At 37.1% G+C, this 19,808-nt stretch carries 21 protein-coding genes and 1 tRNA gene; 5 read left to right on the top strand and 17 right to left on the bottom strand.

Features of this window, described 5'->3' with window-relative positions; all coding sequences use genetic code 11:
* Positions 1–5: 5 nt before the first annotated feature.
* The 15 genes from LHV68_09800 to LHV68_09730 form a co-directional block, all read right to left on the bottom strand.
* A complete protein-coding gene (locus LHV68_09800) occupies positions 6–1,022 on the bottom strand; it encodes a restriction endonuclease (GenBank protein ID MCB4792168.1) in 1,017 nt (338 codons plus the stop codon).
* A gap of 144 nt (positions 1,023–1,166) precedes the next feature.
* Positions 1,167–1,676, bottom strand: a complete 510-nt coding sequence (locus LHV68_09795) for a hypothetical protein (GenBank protein MCB4792167.1) — start codon at positions 1,674–1,676, stop codon at positions 1,167–1,169.
* Positions 1,677–1,729: 53 nt separating this feature from the next.
* On the bottom strand, positions 1,730–1,897 hold the full coding sequence (locus tag LHV68_09790) for a hypothetical protein (GenBank protein MCB4792166.1): 168 nt from the start codon (positions 1,895–1,897) through the stop codon (positions 1,730–1,732).
* A gap of 359 nt (positions 1,898–2,256) precedes the next feature.
* A complete protein-coding gene (locus LHV68_09785) occupies positions 2,257–3,027 on the bottom strand; it encodes a tetratricopeptide repeat protein (protein MCB4792165.1) in 771 nt (256 codons plus the stop codon).
* Between the two features lie 20 nt (positions 3,028–3,047).
* Positions 3,048–3,503, bottom strand: a complete 456-nt coding sequence (locus LHV68_09780; protein ID MCB4792164.1) for a hypothetical protein — start codon at positions 3,501–3,503, stop codon at positions 3,048–3,050.
* A gap of 17 nt (positions 3,504–3,520) precedes the next feature.
* Entirely contained in the window at positions 3,521–3,985 is a 465-nt protein-coding gene (locus LHV68_09775; protein MCB4792163.1) for a hypothetical protein, read from the bottom strand.
* Positions 3,975–4,715: a hypothetical protein gene (locus tag LHV68_09770; GenBank protein ID MCB4792162.1), complete on the bottom strand. Its 741-nt coding sequence runs from the start codon at positions 4,713–4,715 to the stop codon at positions 3,975–3,977. The genes LHV68_09775 and LHV68_09770 overlap by 11 nt, the downstream gene beginning before the upstream one ends.
* 106 nt (positions 4,716–4,821) lie before the next feature.
* Positions 4,822–5,364, bottom strand: coding sequence for a hypothetical protein (locus tag LHV68_09765; protein MCB4792161.1), 543 nt, complete (start codon positions 5,362–5,364; stop codon positions 4,822–4,824).
* 81 nt (positions 5,365–5,445) lie between these two features.
* Positions 5,446–5,898 carry a hypothetical protein gene (locus LHV68_09760; protein MCB4792160.1) on the bottom strand — a complete coding sequence of 151 codons (453 nt, stop codon included), beginning with the start codon at positions 5,896–5,898 and terminating at the stop codon, positions 5,446–5,448.
* Positions 5,885–7,417, bottom strand: coding sequence for an MBL fold metallo-hydrolase (locus tag LHV68_09755; GenBank protein ID MCB4792159.1), 1,533 nt, complete (start codon positions 7,415–7,417; stop codon positions 5,885–5,887). The genes LHV68_09760 and LHV68_09755 overlap by 14 nt, the downstream gene beginning before the upstream one ends.
* 48 nt (positions 7,418–7,465) lie before the next feature.
* Positions 7,466–7,879, bottom strand: coding sequence for a hypothetical protein (locus LHV68_09750; GenBank protein MCB4792158.1), 414 nt, complete (start codon positions 7,877–7,879; stop codon positions 7,466–7,468).
* A gap of 43 nt (positions 7,880–7,922) precedes the next feature.
* Positions 7,923–8,417, bottom strand: coding sequence for a hypothetical protein (locus tag LHV68_09745; protein ID MCB4792157.1), 495 nt, complete (start codon positions 8,415–8,417; stop codon positions 7,923–7,925).
* A gap of 45 nt (positions 8,418–8,462) precedes the next feature.
* Positions 8,463–9,314 (bottom strand): hypothetical protein, encoded by an 852-nt coding sequence (locus tag LHV68_09740; GenBank protein ID MCB4792156.1) that lies wholly within the window; start codon positions 9,312–9,314, stop codon positions 8,463–8,465.
* A 652-nt stretch (positions 9,315–9,966) separates the two neighbouring features.
* Positions 9,967–10,052, bottom strand: a tRNA-Asp gene (locus LHV68_09735).
* 91 nt (positions 10,053–10,143) lie between these two features.
* On the bottom strand, positions 10,144–10,494 hold the full coding sequence (locus LHV68_09730) for a ribbon-helix-helix domain-containing protein (GenBank protein ID MCB4792155.1): 351 nt from the start codon (positions 10,492–10,494) through the stop codon (positions 10,144–10,146).
* A gap of 20 nt (positions 10,495–10,514) precedes the next feature.
* Here LHV68_09730 and LHV68_09725 point away from each other — a divergent pair, with 20 nt between their 5' ends.
* The 5 genes from LHV68_09725 (at position 10,515) to recN (ending at position 16,224) form a co-directional block, all read left to right on the top strand.
* The gene (locus LHV68_09725) at positions 10,515–12,101 is read left to right on the top strand and encodes a DNA internalization-related competence protein ComEC/Rec2 (GenBank protein MCB4792154.1); all 1,587 of its coding nucleotides are present in this window, start codon (positions 10,515–10,517) and stop codon (positions 12,099–12,101) included.
* Positions 12,102–12,288: 187 nt separating this feature from the next.
* A complete protein-coding gene (locus LHV68_09720) occupies positions 12,289–13,113 on the top strand; it encodes an NAD(+)/NADH kinase (GenBank protein ID MCB4792153.1) in 825 nt (274 codons plus the stop codon).
* A gap of 169 nt (positions 13,114–13,282) precedes the next feature.
* On the top strand, positions 13,283–13,678 hold the full coding sequence (locus LHV68_09715) for a hypothetical protein (protein MCB4792152.1): 396 nt from the start codon (positions 13,283–13,285) through the stop codon (positions 13,676–13,678).
* 233 nt (positions 13,679–13,911) lie between these two features.
* On the top strand, positions 13,912–14,547 hold the full coding sequence (locus tag LHV68_09710) for an NYN domain-containing protein (GenBank protein MCB4792151.1): 636 nt from the start codon (positions 13,912–13,914) through the stop codon (positions 14,545–14,547).
* A 3-nt stretch (positions 14,548–14,550) separates the two neighbouring features.
* Positions 14,551–16,224 carry a DNA repair protein RecN gene (gene recN, locus LHV68_09705; GenBank protein ID MCB4792150.1) on the top strand — a complete coding sequence of 558 codons (1,674 nt, stop codon included), beginning with the start codon at positions 14,551–14,553 and terminating at the stop codon, positions 16,222–16,224.
* 263 nt (positions 16,225–16,487) lie between these two features.
* Here recN and LHV68_09700 read toward each other — a convergent pair whose 3' ends face one another.
* A complete protein-coding gene (locus LHV68_09700) occupies positions 16,488–16,910 on the bottom strand; it encodes a hypothetical protein (protein ID MCB4792149.1) in 423 nt (140 codons plus the stop codon).
* Between the two features lie 101 nt (positions 16,911–17,011).
* On the bottom strand, positions 17,012–19,808 hold a 2,797-nt coding region (locus LHV68_09695; GenBank protein ID MCB4792148.1), incomplete at its 5' end, for a hypothetical protein.

Here is a 19,808-nt window from a genome sequence, read left to right as displayed (position 1 = left end):
ATAAATTATTCTTCAACTTCGTCAATCTGCTCTGGAATATAAACCTTCTTGAGTGGCAGAAGTCCCTTATACATAGAATCAAATTGCTCGTAATGTTCAAGTATCAGAGAAACAAGCTCATCGCCGTCAATTAACCGGAGATTACTCTTACTTTTTGCAAAGTTTATTGCTTGATTCGTGAATTTGCCAAGTGTTACAAGCAAACCGTATTCTTCCTTAGCAACTTTGCCATAAAGGGCTGAAACAATCGGGTCGCCAATGCTTCCCTCACTGCTTTTTACCTGAACCTTAACTATTGGGGGTTCAAAACCAAGCTCATCTTTATGTGCAATAATATCTATACCGCCGTCAGGGCCTTCCGGGGAAATTCTTGTCTTGTACCCCATTGTTTCAAGCAAATGAGCAACAAAATCAGATAAAGGATGCCCTTTTAGTTCCTGTGCCAATTGCTTGATGATGAAATCACGGGTATTTTCTTCAATATTCTTTGACACTTCTATTACAGTAATGTCTTTTTTAACTGGGGTGGGCTGTATTTCCCTTTCAAGAGCTGATAAAAACTCATCTGCATAAGTTTTAACCTGGAAAAAACTCATTGCTGCTCCCATTTCATAAAGAGCACCTTGTGAAAATTTAGTTCGGGATATTTCTTTCAACCATTTAACAGGTCGTATATGGGGATAGCCTGGTTCTTTTTTTGAATCAAACTTATAATCACCTGTAATTTTTCCAATATGAATCTGTCTATCTCTTTTTGAAGGATAGACTATAATGTCCCCTTTCTTCATTTCATGAACAAACCTGAACAATTGCCCGGCATTATTCGGGATTGCCCCTTCAACTTTTTCAGGATATTTATTTTTCACTTCTAATTTAAACGCTTCCCTATCTGCTCCAAGTTTTGAAAGATCTCCCATCTCAGTCCATCCAAGCCCCACATAATTATCCTTTAAGAAAAGTGTATCTGCATCACCGGTTCTACCGCCATGTATTCCCCAAACTGTTATTTCATTGTTTGACATATTTAATTCTCCTTTGCATGTCTATCCATGCCTTGTTTCTATTATATATTTTGCCATTTCATAATTTTATTAAGAATTTCTTTGCCCCGTTAATGTTTAGAAGGCGTTTTTCCATTTTATTCCTTCGTATATTTTAGTCTAAATTCAAATAAGTTCCCGAGAAAATAGTTCAATACCTGTCGGTTTATTCACCCAAAGAATAGTTGAAAATATCATATTTTCTTCAAGTGCCACTAAAAAATGCCCAAAAAAGAATTTGTTAATATTCTCATCTGTAATTCCGTCTGGCATAGTCTCACCCGAGAGTTGCAGGTATGCAGCTAACCATTTTCCAGAAATTATATCGTCAACATAGTCCCCATAGGAATCAAATTCAAGACTATTTATATGACTTTTAAATTGAGGAATAGATACAGCACAACCAATTTCGAGCACACAGTATGAAGGACATTGAATTTGAAGAGGGAAACATAAGAGCGCATGATGATATAAACGGTCGTTAAATGTTTGGTCATATTTCGACCCTAATATAAAAGAGATTTTATCAATAACAGTTTTATCCATTAAAACATCTTCACAAATATCCCTATGAACTGTCAGTGTTGAAAGTAACTTATTTACATGAATAGAATAAGCCACGCCAAAATCTTTCATATCACACCCCTTTTTACTACAATAATTATTTTATCAAAACCATTTTAAAATTATTATTGATTCAGTTTTGCGTTCTCTGCCATCAACTCATTGACCTCTTTCATTACCTCTTCACGCTTTGCTATGTCCTTCTGTTCCAGTATATTAAGAATCGCTTCCTGCACATACATTAAAGTCATCAGGGTTTCTTCTGTAGATACTACCTTTTTATCTTCTGGCATTATTCACCCCATTATACTTTATTCTGAACCTGGCATATATCCAAACTTATTATGCCATAATCGGTAGGTAATTGTTTTTCCTGTCTGGAGACCACCTAATTGAAGACCGCCACTATCACGATTCCAAAAGTACCCCTCTGGGGCTTCTGGGAGAGGGTTAAAACCATCTGAACGGAACCATATCCCTTTCCGGACTTCATTATCGAAGTCTGATTCATCTTCACTGTATTGGTTCCAATAGGCTGATTTAGCATTTTTAAATTTTAGCATGGTTTTCAAATGAATCAATGTTTGTCAGAGCTATACCAATTAACTGGTGTAAATTTCAAATGGGGAATAGCAACAGATATTAAATCCAGTTACCAATCTATTCCCTGCTTTTTTAAATATTTTTGTGAAAACTTATTTCCAAGTCTGGCAGCTTTCTTATACATCTTAATTGCTTTGTCGGGGTTTCCTTTTTCATCATATACAATCCCCATAAGGCTATAGGCTTCCGCATACTCTGGTTTGATACTTACCGCTTTCTCAAACATCTTAATTGCTTTTTTGTAGTTTCCTTTGTGAACATATGTAGCACCCATATTGATATAGGCTTCCACAAACTCCGGATTGATACTTACCGCTTTCTCAAACATCTTAATTGCTTTTTTGTAGTTTTCTTTTTTATCATATGCAATGCCCATACTTTTATAGATTATCGCATCCTTTGGATTGATACTTAACGCTTTCTTAAACATCTTAATTGCTTTGTCAGGGTTTCCTTTTTCATCATATGCAATACCCATAAAGCTATAGGCTGCCGCATAGTCTGGTTTGATACTTACCGCTCTCTTACACATCTCAATTGTTTTATCGTAGTTTCCTTTTTTGTAATATGCTCCACCCATAAGGTTATAGCCTTCTGCAAGCTTTGGATCGATACTTACCGCTCTCTTACACATCTCAATTGTTTTATCGTAGTTTCCTTTTTTATCATAAGCAAGGCCCATAATGCTATAGGCTGGCACATACTCTGGTTTGATACTTACCGCTTTCTCAAACATCTTAATTGCTTTATCGTAGTTTCCTTTGCCGTGATATGCAATACCCCTATTAAAATAGTCTTTCGCATCATTTGCATTTGGCATGATTTAACCTCCATCTTATTCTATTTCTCTCTGCTATACCGTTTAACAGCCAAATCCTTAATGCCATCAGTTAATATATCATTAATAAGGCCGTCCCAGCCCTTATTATCACACATCCCAAAATAAGAGTATTGCCAATATTCTTTCGTGTAAAGGCTATCACCGAGGTCTTTGTCAAAACCAAAACCTATTAGCCGTAGAAAGAATTGGCAAGCAAATATTCCTTGAAGCTCATTTGCCCGCTTTATATTGATATCAAGCGTATATTTGCTGTCTTTATTTATTTTTAGTTCTGGTATGCTTTTCTTTAAGATAGATTGTACCTCTTTTTCCATTTTACCGCTATCCCCGTCCCAGGATGTATCAATATGCAGTTTTACGTCCTTGATAAGATAAAGCTTAACTCCTTTCTCTTCTGCATTTAAGTTTCCTATTAATATGATAGAACTTAACAAAATAATGGCTATTCTTTTCATAAATTTAATCTTATCAATTATTCAGACACAAATAAAGCTTTTTTGTTCCCACCTTGCCCTATTTGCCCGTATTTTCCCCTGTTTTCAGCCCAAAGCTTTTTGTTTAATGCAGAAATCCATTTCTTAAACGCTTTAGTATGCTTATAACCTAATGCGTTCTTATTGCCAATCCTTGCCCTACTGATAATTTTTCCGATTCCTTCTTTTTCTTTAACCCCTAAGTGGACTAATCTTAATTTTAATTTTGTGGATCGTTTATGCTTTCTTCCAACCCAGTATTTATTTCCAATTTTGAGTTTCCCAATAAGCCCGCGTGTATATTCAGAAGTAGCTTTTCTAAGGCCATAGTCGTTCTTATAATCTTCTACTGGATGTTCTCTGTTATATCCGTGTTTACTTATTAAATGGCCACTATTTACACCTTTAAACCGTTTGCCACATATTAAGCATTTTACTGTTCTCGTAGGGTAATTAGAACTCATAGCCAATCACCAAGTTTATATTAAAACTTGCTGCAATGCCTGCCCTTCCTGCCTCTGTTGTTAAATCGGACCCGTCTGTAGTTTCGCCTAATGTTACACCTGTAAATTTAGTGAAATCAAACATTCTTGTTAAATCAGTATTAATTTCAAGTCCTCCGGCTGCATACAATCCCTTATAAACATACTGCCTGTATTCAACCCCCATCACAATATTTGCCCCTGATATATTATATGTATTATTAATATCATAAATTACCTGGTTTTGGTTTGTATTTAGATTTAAAAGGCTTTTTGACACAGCTTCTTTAAAATTAATGTCATAATAATTTATCCCGCCGTATAAAAACCCGTTTTCCACCAACTCATCTTTAACATACAACTGATAGCCTTTTAGGTCAGTAGACAGTACTCTTTTATAAGTGCGCCTATAATTTACCTGTGGAGATGTGAGAACGCTATAATTAAAATCTCCTGTGTATATGTCATCACTTATTTGAATAGGCGATATTATGCCTGCTTGTATAAAAATATCTTCACTAATTCTATATTTTACCCTGAACTGGTTAAAGATGTTGTTTTCCCTGAAAGAGCTTGTATCTGATCGCAGGAATAAAGCGGAGTTTGAAACCAAAACCGGCTGATAAAGACACATATATCTTGAGACTATGCCGTACTCCAATGATAGTTTATCAGAAGCATGTGCTATTCCTAAATATAAACACAATATCATTAAACAAAATATACTTTTTTTCAGATATTTTCCTTCTTTATGAGTGTGGTCAAGAGTTGGCGCTTATGCAAATGGGTTCTAAACTACAGTTCTTAGAATCCCCCAACTATGTTTTTCGCTTATTATGGACTTTAGTAAATTGGATATCCCAATTTTCACATAGCCTTTTGCAAAGTGCATAATATTCATCTAAATCGCTTTCCTCTAGCGGACCTGGACTATGAGATGAGGGTGGAGAATGAGACAATTGATTCCTTAATTTAGACCATTCCAATAATTGATTATTATCAACAGGGTCAATTGTATAACCCATTTCCAACATGGTTTTTAATTTATTCGTGAGACCATGTATTACATTTTTTGATTGAAGATATTTTACAGATATAATACCTTCAAGAACAGCTTGTAGTCGCCAAAGACAAAAATGCCAAATAAAATGACTTTCTTGGTAAGCATAGTAATGTATATCATCACAATACTCTAACAACTCTTCTTCAGTTTTCACTTCTTTTTCTGCATCTTTTTGATGTTTGAGCGCAAGTTCAAATCTACCTTTATGTAAATTTTTTGCAATCCAAAGAGTCCTATATAAATCGTAATCATCCGAGTAATTACTCGAATCTATTAATTTCTGAAGTTCCTCTCTCACATTGCCTCTTCTAAATTCTCTAGGGTATCACGTATTCCATAGTCCCGCCAGTATCAGTCCTATATACCTTGCTTCCTATATCTAGAATAAATTAATCGCTATCCAAGCATTTATTGGAAATTCAAATCCCCCCAATGAATCACCATCAGAGGATAATTTTATATAACTTATTCCTAAATCAAACAAGAATGATATTCTTTTATTAATAGGCATCTTATACCCGATAAAAATTGGAGTTAAGGTATAGCCAGTTCCTGAAATGCCTTCATAGTCAAACGATATTAGCCCATATTCCAAACCGCAGAATATTCGTTTATATAGTTTAATATCGCCACGAAGATATAACACCTTAATTTCAGGGTCAAGAGTATACCTTATTTCTGTTCCAATATTGTCTTTTATATCATATCTCAAGCCAAGCCATGGGTCGCCTAACACTACTCCAAACTTTTTAGAAGGTTCAGCGTTTAGGTTAATGGCAACAAATAATAATAGTAAACAAACTGAAATTAATTTTATTTTATTTGAGAGCATCTTTGTATTTCTTTAATTCCTTTATTTTCTTCTTGATAGAAGAAGTTCCTCCAAAGTTTATTTGCGGAGACCCTACAAAATCCCCTGGATCAGGCGGTTTTACAACATTTTGAGATGAAGCAGTGGGAGCACTGTTTGTCGTTGCACTTGTACTCGTAGACTTAGAGCTATGATTCCCGGCAGAATCATATGCAGCAACAGTATAGGAATATAGCGTAGACGAATTTAATCCTATATCTGAATAGCTTGTAGCAGTGCTTGAAGATATAAACATATTATTTCTAAAAATCTGATATCCGACAACACCTACATTGTCCGTTGAGGTTATCCATGTAAGATTTATCGTACATGACGAAATAACAGTAGCCGAAAGATTTGATGGTAGACTCGGGGGAGTAGTATCACCTGCAGAAGGTGCTGAATTTGTAGTTGCTGTTGCAGTGTTTGACTGCGTGCTAATGTTCCCTGCTCCATCATAGGCTTTAGCTATATAACTATACAAAGTTGAAGGTGAAAGTCCTGTGTCGGTATAACTTATACTGGTTGTAGAAGACAGAAAAATTCCTCCTCGCCTTATTTGGTATCCTGCAATAGCTATATTATCAGTTGAAGCAGTCCAGGTGAGATTGATTACTGTAGATGAAACGACAACGGCAGACAATCCTGACGGAATACTTGGAGCTGTTATATCAACAGAGGTAGTAGAGCTAATTGTATATGACATTGTTCCAGCAGTATCTGTCCTGTACACAATTGCACCTGCTGTTTGTAATCTACCTACTGTTCCTGAATCTGGATGTCCATAGGAATTATTTGCACCTACTTCAATATATGCTCGCGTAGGCTTCACCTTATCTAAGAATGCAGTACTTGAGCCATAAGCACTGCCATGATGAGGAACTTTGAGCACCTTAGCAGATAGATTATTGCCATAAGTAGAAACAAGGGTCGCCTCAACATTTGTGTCTATATCTCCGGCAAATAATATTGATTCACCATTATAAGTCATTTTTAGGACAATAGAGTTTTGATTTATCGTAGTACCATCCGAGCTGGAAGTTGCATTAGGGCAGGCATACAAAACTTTAACCGTTACGCTTGAATCCCAAACAAGGAGATCATTAGCTGTAGGATAGACAATAGTGCATCCAGGCTCACTCGCTGCCTTTGCACGTGTTGTTTCATCACCAGTTGCCCCACTATTGTTCATCTTTGTGTCATAGAAATTGTTTACCTGGCAATTATCGAATACCCATTGAAGCCCTTTATGATGATCGTCATGTGGGTGTGTTAAAACAATATAATCTATAGTGGTTATATTTTTTGAATTGAGAAAGGTCGCTAAATTAGATGAGTTTGAACTGGAAGGGCCGCCGTCAATAAGAACTGTTTTGCTATTTGGTAGAACAATAAACTCGGAATCTCCTTGACCAACGTCAATAAAATAGACGGTCATATCGGCAAAAGCATTTATTGAGAAAATAATACTAAAACTAATTAATATAAACAGTTTTTTCATGTTTTATCCTATTAGGGCATAATATAGAATATGACGCGAACTATTGCTTTAACTGCTTTTAGTAGAGAAATATTCCAAAATGTTTAAAATTGTTCTTGTCTCAACTCCTGAAGTATTCACATCTTTTCGCATAACATTTACCAGTTTTGCATATTCATGTTTTCCTTTTTCTGTATTTTGATATTCTGTATTTTCATGATTCTTCTCATGAATTAATGATATAAGTTCTAAGACTTCCTTAGCTCCATAAATGCACAATTTGTCGCATACTTTTGTATATTTTTCATTCAGCAGATTGTCTTCCTTATGATATACATATTCTGCGTTTATATCAAGGAATGCTGTATATAGTTCTTTTTTCATTTCTAGCAATCTTTTATTACGTTCGAGTTTGACTCCAATAAGTAACCCAATAATACCTGTTATTATAGTTACTAATATTTCAGTTATCTTAATTTCCATAAAATGCTCTCCTAAATTATATGTATATATGTCAATACTGAATTTAGTTTATAGTAAAATTGCCTTCGGATAGTACTTTGCCATTGAATTCTGCACACACATAATAATCACCTCTCTTGAGAGGATTATATATAGGGAAAACTACTCTAAAATATCCAATATCAGAAACTGGGTCTTTGACATCGAAGTATTCACCCTCAGGCCCAACAAAGTACCTGGTTCCATCGTCACTCAAAGTTGTCCTTGTATTCTTATTTTTGTCAATGTAAACAAAATTGACGTTAATTCTGCCCAATGTTTCTTTGGGATAAGGGATAATGATTCCAAATTCAATTGCAGTCATATCAGTACTTACACCCCCAACCTCAATTATTTTTGTAATCCTATTTAGTGCAAGTGTTCGTTTCGCATTTTCTAACATAATTTTAGGATTATCATTCCATTCTTCAGCGAAACGAATCTCTTGATTAAATGAATCACATCCTGTAATCAACACAAAAACAATAGGCATCATGATTATAGTTCTATATTTATTCATAAGCTTTAAGAATAACTTCAGTTACAAGCGTGTAAATATCATTACTTATTGTATGAGACTTGAATTAAGCACTTTTGTTTCGATCTTTATTGATTTATATTTCTTATTGTCAGCATATATTAAACACTCAACATTTGCTTCTAGGACTACAGCATGGTTATTATATCCTCTATTGCATTGCAAACTAATCTGTTTCATAATCCCTGGCTGAAGAGGTGCAGCGCCACCAAAATATTCCACATCATTTCCCAGTTCTTCACCATTTGAAATGAATGTTGCAGTAAATTTAATCTTTTCAGTAAAAGGTATTTTATCAATATTTTTGAATTTCATAATAACGATAGGAGTGTATGGTAGCTGCCCATAATAGGGATAAAAACCTGTGGCAATGGCAACCAACTCTATTTTTTCGATAGGTGGTATGATTTTATTGCCGTTTTCGTCGAACAAATATTCTTGTATTAATTCTCCATTCGCAAAAACTTCTTCTTTTTCTTGTTCACCATTCTGTCTATATGATTTTGACACGCCATTTAGTTCATCATTTTTCCATTCAGTTAAAGCTGATAATTTCCCATCCTCCCAATATGCCTTAGCTACACCATCAACTAATCCGTCTTTAAAAGACCACTCATTTGAAACTTTGCCATTAGGAAAGTATTTACATACACTAACTCTCAAACCATTTTTAATAGCTACTACTTCGTCTTTATATCTTTTTCTTGTCTCTTTGTCTGTTTCGTAATATAATACTGTTCCGGTTACTAATTTGCCAGAATCTTTGTATGTATAAGTAGATGTTTTCTCATCACTATGAATCTTTTCTGGATTGATGTTTCTATTGCAAGCAAAAAATGATAACAAAGAAACAATAATTAAAAATGATATTTTTTTCATCTAATTACCCCTTTTTTTGTAGATTTTATTGTATTAACCTTCGCAGATTTCTACTTTTTAAGTCTTTTTTAAGTCATAATGTATCAACTATCCAATTCCATCTCATACAAACAAAAAAGACCACACCAGGAAAACGGCATAGTCTTCTATTAAATATGTATTCCACCCCTAGATTCCCCATAGGCTGATTATACTCTTTTACAACCTCCTTTTCAAACAATCCCTAGATAATCGTACCCCATGCCTAATGTATAAGGACACAGGGTACGATCTACAAAGGATGTGGCGACCTTTCAACACTAATAATAGTTATATGCAAGATGACCACCTCATAGAGAACTAACTATTTTCTTCCTTTGCCTGGGAGTGGGACTCTTTCACGTTCGGTTGTTTTAGGGTGTTGTTTACCATAAGTATCTTTGACAAAACGCCCGGATACAGCTGAACGAAACTCAAGTCTTGTTTCTGGTTTCTTTTGACTCATTGCCTTCTCACCTCCTTTTGTTACAAATAAAAAAATCGAGCGCCATAATATCCTACGTGCAGGACAGCGATAGCGACTCGACTTCAGAGGTAAGGTGTCTAGATATAGAAAATTATGGTTTCATTATTCCTTTTATAACATATAATAAAGCCGCTAAAAACGGCGAATTTTTGGAAGAGGGACTTGAACCCTCACGCACACTAAAGTGCAACAGCTTGATAGGCTGCCGCGTCTGCCAGTTCCGCCATACCATGAAACAATCAAAGCGTTTAATTAGCACTTACATTGATAGACTGCTAATATTATACCACACGATAATTGCCTTGTCAAGACTACCAACCAAAATTAATATTTTTCAATCGCATTTCTCACAATCTCGCTGACATTTCTCCCGGTCTTTTGTGAAAAATCCCTTAACATTTTATCCTGGTCTCTGCGAACAGTCCGTGGAGTGGTCTTCATGCCAAGGATTGACAGTTTCTTCAATGGGCTGTAATCAAGACTTTTTCCTTTGTTTTTGCTAAAATACTCATCAATCATATTCCTCAAGACTGCTGATTCAGTAGTCTTCTGATCTTTGGCATGACCTTCCAGCCTGTCTGACAGGTTTTTGGGAAGGGCAAAATATAAGGTAACGAAGTCCTTGCCGGGTTTGTTTTCAGCCCTCTTCTGCTTCTCAGGAATGGTAATCTCCATGCTGATACATAATTTTTTACCTGCATTGTGTTGGGAGGACACACGTTTTAGTCGTAAGTGGCCTCAATGTTGCATACGTTGTAATTATTTTCCTGACTCTATTTCGGATGTTGGGCTTGAGGCAAAGATACGCGGCATTTTTAACCATCCCTTTCATAATTTTATATATGTTATTAACAGGAGCAAACCCGCCTATACTGCGGGCAAGCGTGATGGCTATTTTTATAATTATCTCTTTAGGGCTTGCAAGAGAATCGGGAATATACCAGTCGCTTTCGCTTGCAGCTCTTACCATACTCATCTTTGACCCGCAATCCCTTTTTACCGCAAGCTTTATGCTCTCCTTTGCAGCTACGCTTGGCATAGTTTATTTATACCCTATCCTGTTTAAGCCTTTTATAAATTCTTATTTCTGGGTAAAATGGCTGATGGGACTTTTTCTTGTATCCATTTCCGCCCAAATATTCGTTGACCCGCTCCTCGCACTATATTTCAACAAAATATCCGTAATAGGGATAATAAGCAACCTGGTGATAGTCCCTCTTAGCGGGATATTAACGAGCCTTGGCATTGTATTTTATTTAGTCAATTCATTATTGTCCTTTTTAACACCAATTGTTACATTAGCGATAAATATTACGGTAAAACTGCTTTATTGGCTGGTAGTTTATTTTGCAGATGTATCATTTGCAACGGCAAGAGTTCCAACACCCTCGATTTTGTTTTTGTCCTGCTACTACGTATTCGTGTGGGGTATATTTAAGCTGAAAAAATACCCCGGGATGGCATTCTTGCTGATACCGGCACTTATTTTGCCTTTCGGTAAAAGTTACATTGATGATTATCGTTTAAAAAAGCAGTTAAGTGTAACTTTCTTAGACGTGGGCTACGGCGATGCCGTACATATAAGGTTCCCAAACGGCCAGAACTGGCTCATAGACACAGGTGGGAGCTTTAACCCTTATTTTGACGTCGGGCAAAGGATAGTATGCCCATATCTCTGGGGCCAGGGAGTAAAAAAACTCGATAAAATAATAATCACAAATTTTACAGTTCCAAGGACAGGCGGGCTTGAAGCTATAACGGACAATTTTGAGGTAAGCCAAATTATTACATCTGAAGCGATTTATCAGGATGATGATTTTAAAAATATTATGAGCTTTATAAGAGACCGCAGGATATACTTTAGCAAAGTATCGGAAGGAGACAGCTTTATAGCGGACAAAAGCAAACTTTCTGTCCTGTCACCCAAAACTGTTTCAAAACACAGAGAGAATAATTCCCTTGTCTTGCAGTTTGAATATTACGGCAACAAAATACTTTTTACAAGCGATATGCCCTATAGGATTCAGAAACAACTTGCCGTATCAGATATGGATTTAAGTTCAACAGTGCTTGAGCTTCCCAAACACGGCAAGAAAGGCTTGGGCGAGGAATTCATGTCTGCCGTTAGCCCTGAAGTTGTTATAGCCTCAAAAGGTAAAAACCCGCTTTACGACCCGGATGAATTCAATGATAAAAAGATTTATTCTACAACTGATAATGGAGCTATTAGAATTACATTTTATGAAAACAAAACATACAAGATCGACACTTATAAAAAATAGCTCTCTAATTCAATTATTTTTTCGGATTTTGCTATAATGTAATAAGTTACAAAAAGATAACTCGTTGATTGTACGATTTAACGTCAAGATTACACAAATATCATAAATGCTTTTGCTTTAATCTGTATAATCAGATTTTTAATCATCGTAATCATAGTTAAACGCAGTTTAACTTAAAGAGGATATTATGAAAAAAGTCGGCATTATCTTTAATACTGAGAAAAAGAAGGCTAAGGAAGAGCTGCAAAAACTTACCGGCGCACTGGAAAACATGGGCTGTAAAGTCATTCCTATTTCTTCTTCCAATCAAAATGTTAAGAACCTGGATTTTGCGCTTACCCTGGGCGGCGACGGGACAATGCTTAAGGCATCAAGAATGCTCTCAATTCATAAAATACCGGTACTGGGGATTAATCTTGGAGCACTGGGGTTTATGGCAGAAACGGATTCACGGGAGGTCTACTCACTCCTTCCTGCTATAGTAGAAGGCTCATACAAAATACAAAAAAGGATGATGCTTGATATTACAATAAAAACCGGGAAAAAAACCATTAAACACCTGGCGCTAAATGATATAATCATACATTCCGGAAGTAAGGCAAGGGTTATTACTATAACAGCCAAAGTAAACGATGAATTCATAGGCGATTATATCGGAGACGGGCTTATTGTTTCATCACCTACCGGTTCAACCGCTTATTCACTTGCCGCAAACGGGCCTATAGTTCATCCAAACCTCTCTTTATTCATACTTACCCCCATTTGCCCCCATACCTTAACGCAAAGACCTCTTATAATATCTAGCAAATACACTATAAACCTTTCAATGGACCCAAAGAACAAACAAAGCGAATCCATCGTATCAATTGACGGGCAGATAAATTATGAATTAGGCATCAACGACCTGATATTTATCAAAGAAGCCAAAAACCCGTTAAAACTGATAGTTAACCCAAACAGCAAATACCTTAAAGTTCTAAGAACCAAGCTGAAGTGGGGCGAGAGAGGATAAAATCAGTAGATAGTAGTTAGAATGTAGTAGATAGGGAACACCATTTATTACAAATTTGATAAGCAACTTGTTTATATCATTCAAATAATTAATTAGTCTTAAAATGGTGTCATCCCGAAATTAACTATAGGGAATCCATAGATAAATAAAGCAAGTAAAGGATAAATAAATGGAAAATCGTGATTGGATTACTATCTTCTCCGTTGTAATAATAGTAGCAAGCTGGTTTGTGAATAGTTTTTTGAATCGCCGCCACGAAATATTAAAAAAACGCATGGACTATCGTCTTGATGCTCTTCTCTCTTTCTTACCGATAATATTTGCAATCAACGAAAATCGTACAGAAGACGAGAAATTTTCAAACGATATAGCCTCAAGTTGGACTAAGTTTCAACTCTATTGCTATAAAGAGGAAACTGAAGAATTTGAAAAGATTATGTTGGCTATCAAAAACAAAGATACCAAAGATTACGCAGAATCTGTCCGTCGGGTTGCGAAAATTGTTAGAGAGAATGTGAGAAAAGAACTTGGACTTGATAAGTTTGAATATGTTCACAAACAATAGCCTAACAAATCAATACAGCTACCGCAAAATGCGATATCAAAACATAACAGCCGAATTAATATTTATTAGTTATTCATTAGGATTTCTAAACATGTTATTAAACTTACCCATTAAGCTAAGCATTGACAATTTTTATAAAAGTTGCTATATTATTAGTGAATTTAACACTATTATTTGCCCCCCACTCGACTTCTGAATAAGGACTCGGGTGGGGTTATTTTTTTGAGAATTCTATGATTATTGAACCCCATATCAAACGAACATTTATTTTTGTAGATGGTCAAAATATTTTTCATGCAGTTAAAGAGGCTTTTGGCTATAGTTATCCTAACTATAATATTTTAAAACTTGCGCAATATATATGTACACAAAACAACTGGCAAATAAGTAAAATTAATTTCTATACCGGAATTCCCGATCATACGGACAATCCTAAATGGAATGAATTTTGGGTTGCCAAACTTGCCTCTATGGGGAGATATGCTAAGATATTCACGCGCACGTTGCGTTATCGCAACCAGACAGTAGTATTGCCGGACGGGAAATCTCAAACAGTTTTAGTAGGACAAGAAAAGGGTATTGATGTAAGAATTGCATTAGATATAATTAGAGCTGTTCATAGAAACGAATGTGATATAGTTGTTGTTTTCAGTCAAGACCAGGATTTATCTGAAGTAGCTGATGAAATCCGGTCAATAGCAAACGAACAAAACCGATGGGTTAAAATCGCAAGTGCCTTTCCAATTAGCCCTACTTCACAAAACAAACGCGGTATCAATAAAACAGATTGGATTAAAATTGATAGGAACACTTATGACAATTGTATCGATCCAAACGATTACAGGCTTCATACTAAAACTTCAGAATAAACTATGCTATTAAACCTGCACATTAAAAACTATGCTTTGATATCGGACTTGCACCTGGAGTTTCCGGAAGGGCTGAATATCTTTACAGGTGAAACAGGGGCAGGGAAATCCATAATTATCGAATCCCTGGGATTGATACTTGGTGATAGGGCGTCTTTGCAGATGATAAAAAAGGGTGCTTCAAGCTGTATGATAACAGCAGAATTCGACATCGCAGAAATGAAAGGCCTTAAAAACTATTTAGAAGAAATAGGTATGGACAGCCAGGAAAATGAATCTCTTATCCTGCGGCGTGAAATGGATGTTTCCGGAAAAAGCAGGGCATTTGCTAACGACCTTCCTATAAGCCTTGCAGCCTTAAATAACATCGGCAAATTCCTTGTGGATATTCATGGCCAGCATGAGCATCAGACTTTGATCCAAAGTGTATATCAGCAAAATATTTTAGATACCTTTGGCGGCCTTGAAGAAACTGCATGTATTTTGAGCAAAAAATACGAGTCTTACAAGGAAATACTTCTTCAATCACAATCTCAGACTATGTCAGAACAGGAAAAGCAAAGGCTGATAGACCTTTATAGTTTTCAGGTAAAAGAAATAGAGGATGCGAACCTGCATCCGGGCGAAGAAGAAGAGATAGAGCAGACACTTCCGAAATTAAAGAATGTCGACAAACTACAAAACTTAAGCCAGGAAGCAAAAGACATCCTTTACTATAGCGAAGGTTCCTGCATGCAAAGAATATTAAAACTCCAGAAAATAATGGAAAATATAAACAATACTTGCCAGTCATTGTCACAGACAGCGGAAAATGTAAAATCCGCCTACTACCTGCTTGAGGAATGCGAAAAAGAGATAGAAGATTTTTCCAAAAGCCTTGAATCCGATCCCAAAAAGTTAAATGACACGCTTGAAAGGCAGTATTTGATAGACAAGTTAAAGAAAAAATACGGCCAAAACATCAGTGAAATAATCGGGTATAAGAACAAGGTTTCTCAGGAATTATCTTCTATACTTCAAAGCGGGCAGAATAAACTTGAACTTGAGAAAAAACTTGAAAAAGAACTTAAAGGCCTGATAAAACTCTGTGAAGACCTTACCGGCAAAAGAAAAATAACCGCAAAAAAACTAAGCGCACAGGTTGAAAAAGAAATACAAGACCTCGGGATGAAAAAAGCCCGTTTTGATATCAGCATTTCAAGAGAACCTGAACCTTCATCGAATGGCTGGGACAGGATAGAGTTTATGTTTTGCGCAAACCCCGGAGAAGACCTGAAACCCCTTAAGAGCATAGCTTCAGGAGGTGAAACATCAAGGGTCATGCTTGCCTTAAAAACAGTCCTTGCCAAAGCAGATAGGGTTCCTGTCCTTGTATTTGACGAGATAGATGCCGGCATCGGCGGGCCAATGGGGCAGACTATAGGAAAGAAACTCAAGGACCTTTCAAAACATCACCAGATATTATGTATAACACACCTTCCCCAGATTGCCTCATTTGCAGGCAAACATTTTTCAGTAGAAAAGATCGAACAAAATAAACAAACTATGGTTACTGTAAAACCCTTGCAGGAAAAAGAACGGTTAGAAGAAATCTCAAGAATGGTGTCCGGAGAAGAAATAACACAGACTACCCGCAAACACGCCGCAGAACTCATCAAGCAGAGTAAGCCAGGCTAACTATCACTTCGTTAAGTCGAATATCATACGACACTCTTTCTTCTTCGGTGTCTTTGCGAGGAGCGAAGCGACGTGGCAATCTCCAAAACGTCGAGATTGCTTCGCCTCTGGCTCGCAATGACAAACCTCACTTAACGAAGTAGTGCTAGGGGGCACCTAAAAACTCATCAGCCCCTCATTACGGTGATTAACTTCAAGATTACAATTATCCAAATTTATAAATTTATAATTAAGAACTCAACAGTTGAGGTCTGACCCCAATTTTATGCTGCGCCTAATAGTTTGGCTATTGATTTCACATCCAGGACAGCAGGTTCTTTTTCCGTCATTTTGGTAAACCTGGCTTCTCCAAAGTACGGGATCAGGTCTATCATCGCACTTATAGCTTCGGAGCTCCCTTTCCCGTTTTCCCATAACTTCGACATCTCAACACGTAGCGCAAGATACACCTGCCCGGCATTCATTCCATCCTGTAAATACTGAGCTTCAAACGCTTCTTTCGTAATGTGTCCTGCTATAGGCACCCCGCCTCTCTTCTTCTCTTCAAACAGCGCCTGGCCCAGCAGCTTCTCCAACTCTGCATCAGCAAGGCCGTTCGGTTTCCTGTCCACTCCAAGAGCCGGGTCTTCCAGCTTCGCTTTCGCCAGCATCTTTTCCGTTATCGCTTTTAAATATGCTTTCTTCAACTGTTGAGTTCTTAATTATAAATTTATAAATTTGGATAATTGTAATCTTGAAGTTAATCACCGTAATGAGGGGCTGATGAGTTTTTAGGTGCCCCCTAGCACTACTTCGTTAAGTGAGGTTTGTCATTGCGAGCCAGAGGCGAAGCAATCTCGACGTTTTGGAGATTGCCACGTCGCTTCGCTCCTCGCAAAGACACCGAAGAAGAAAGAGTGTCGTATGATATTCGACTTAACGAAGTGATAGTTAGCCTGGCTATTATTGACCTTTCCCCGCCTTTCAACAACCCTTCCAAATCGCTCAGGTTCAGTATCTTGCACCCACCTTGTGAACTGCTCAGCTTTGCCTTTAATTGCTCGGAATTCTCATACCCGCTTATTACTTCAGCCTTCATCCAAGCTTCTGCAGATATATAGTCATGTATGCTCATTTCCTTGCCTACACTCAAGGCATACCCCGAAAACCCCAGTTTCATATACTTAGCTGCCTCCACTTTCTCGCTAAACCCCTGCTCCTTCGACTTCCCGGTAAGGTCCACACATACCTTCACCCCGTTTTTCCGCGCCAGCACTGCTATCCCATGTATCTGTGTTTCATTTAAACCCAAATCCTCAAATATCTTTGCATCTATTATCATCTGCCCGTTCCCTGCCTTATTGAACACTTCAAGGTTAGATATCAGCTCTTTTTTGTTTGTCAACCCGTTAAGATTTATATATATGTTTTGCGGCATCGCTACACTCTCCGCATTCCTTATCGTCATCATATCTCCAAGCACGGATGCAATAGATTTGCTGTTTATAGCTCCCTGTTTTTCCCTAAACCATTCTACATGTACTACCATATTCCCCTGCTCATTATAGTATACTTTGGGTAGGACCTTCTTGCCCTGTTCATCATATAATACTTCTGAACTATGGTCTATCGTTATCCCGGGCTTAAACACGCTGTCCTTTAACTCCACATTCAACTTGCCAAACAAACTCTTCAACTGCCTGCTCAGCCTCTTAGACCCGGATAACCTGCCTTTCGGGCTCACTGTCTCGCTTATTGTCCCTGCTACCTGGCTCAAATCCTGACCTTCTGCAAACAAGACCAGCGCCCCTTCCCGTACACTGGCCCAGACCCGTTCCCCATCTACCATTATCGTAGGTTTTAGGCCCCACTTATCCGGGTCATCAGGCAGCTTGTCCATCAGATATACATTCGTGTGCACGTTCCCGTTCTCATCTACGCTCGCCGCCCCGAATTCATCTATCGCTTCCCTTAACTCTGTGGTGTGAACTTTACCGTTCTTATCTAATTCAACTGCGCCTTCTTTTGCTTTCTCTACCAAACCTATCGAGTTTATATAATGAAAGTCCAATAGCACATGCGTCGTTATATTCGCAAACGCCCCAACTAAAAACCCTATCATTATCGTTACTAAAGGCATTGCAAAACCAAGTGTTACCATCGTCAATATGCTCGCCCCTATGCCCATACTCACTACAAATATTGCTCCTCCTTTCTTCTTATGGCTATATATGAAATTCATCGCATTAATCGGATTAAATGAATCTATGAACTCTATAAAACCTATCCGAAGCGCTATCCCTAAGGCACTCTTCCCTTCGTTCGCCCAACGGTTTACCTTGCCAAGGTTTTTCGGCAGAATCGCTGCCTGACCGACTGTTTCTCCTTGAGATACTATAGTATTAACACCACTTTCATTTGTTTCAGATTTATAATATATATTCCGCAACCGCGTAAATTTGTATCCGACACTACGTAGTAAATCTATTATCAACGTATAATATTGATCGGTCTCAAACCAGGAATCTTCCCGCCCAAATAAATGAAGCAGTTTAAAGTAATGCAGTGCTTCTTTTTTAGTTGGAGCCCCGCCAATATTATGTAGCACACCGTCAATTAAACCGGCGAGATTTAATGCATCCGGGGAAATGTATTCTGTGATTTTATCTGCTTGGTTTTTATTATTAAAATCTATCTGTAAACAACATGTATTTATTTGAAGCGGTTGCCTTTTTTGCTTTATTGAATCTATTATTTGCCGGTTTATTGTTCTTTTTGCTTGACGCAGTGAAACATCGTTCGCATTTAAAACTAAAATAGTGATACTCCATTTAGAGCGTTCTTGTTCGGAAAGTTGCGATTCTATTGCTTTATAGATAAACTCTACGTCTAAACGCTGGCCGGCTGAGAGAACATACACCAATTCATGCCTATCTTCCGCCCGTGCTTTAATAATATCCCGGCTCACTTCTTGAATTATCATCGGCCGTATCGTATCCGTCCGGTTTTCAAAAGTATCCCCGATGATATTTTTACTTGATGTTCTTTCAAAACTTCTTTTGGACGGGGTCCAGATTGTTTCAAGTTTTTTCAACCTGGCTTTAATATCTCCGGATCTTATTTCCGATATTTCAGGAGTATTGCCGTCAAGCTTATCTAACTCCTGCTGTACTACATTTTTAAAGATTTCGTAAGCAGTATTAGGTGTTAAAGGATCCATTGTTTCTGCTTGTTCAATATATTCCATTGCTTTTCTTAAATGATTCCCATAGCGTGCAAGTAAACCGAGGGAATAGTGGCAATAAGCAATTCCTATCAATGAACCAGGCAAATGTTTTGCTTTCTCATAGTATTTAACAGCTTGAGTATAATATAATTTTTCATATTCTTCATCCCATGCTGAATCACCATATTCTGAAAACTCCTGGCCCATAAGCTTATGGAGTTCTGTATCATTGGGATTTATTTTAGCTGCTTCTTCATAATATTTTACCGCATTTTCTAAAAATCCAGCTTCAGCGGATGCCTTAACCATGTTTTTTAAATAAAAATATCTTGCAAAGTCAACAGGATATATTTTTATTTCCTTATATGATTCAAACCCT

This window comes from Candidatus Liberimonas magnetica, from assembly GCA_020523885.1.
Lineage (GTDB): Bacteria > Elusimicrobiota > Endomicrobiia > Endomicrobiales > JAFGIL01 > Liberimonas > Liberimonas magnetica.
The sequence above is the reverse complement of the archived record's forward strand: the minus strand, read 5'-3'. Positions and strand labels throughout refer to the sequence as shown.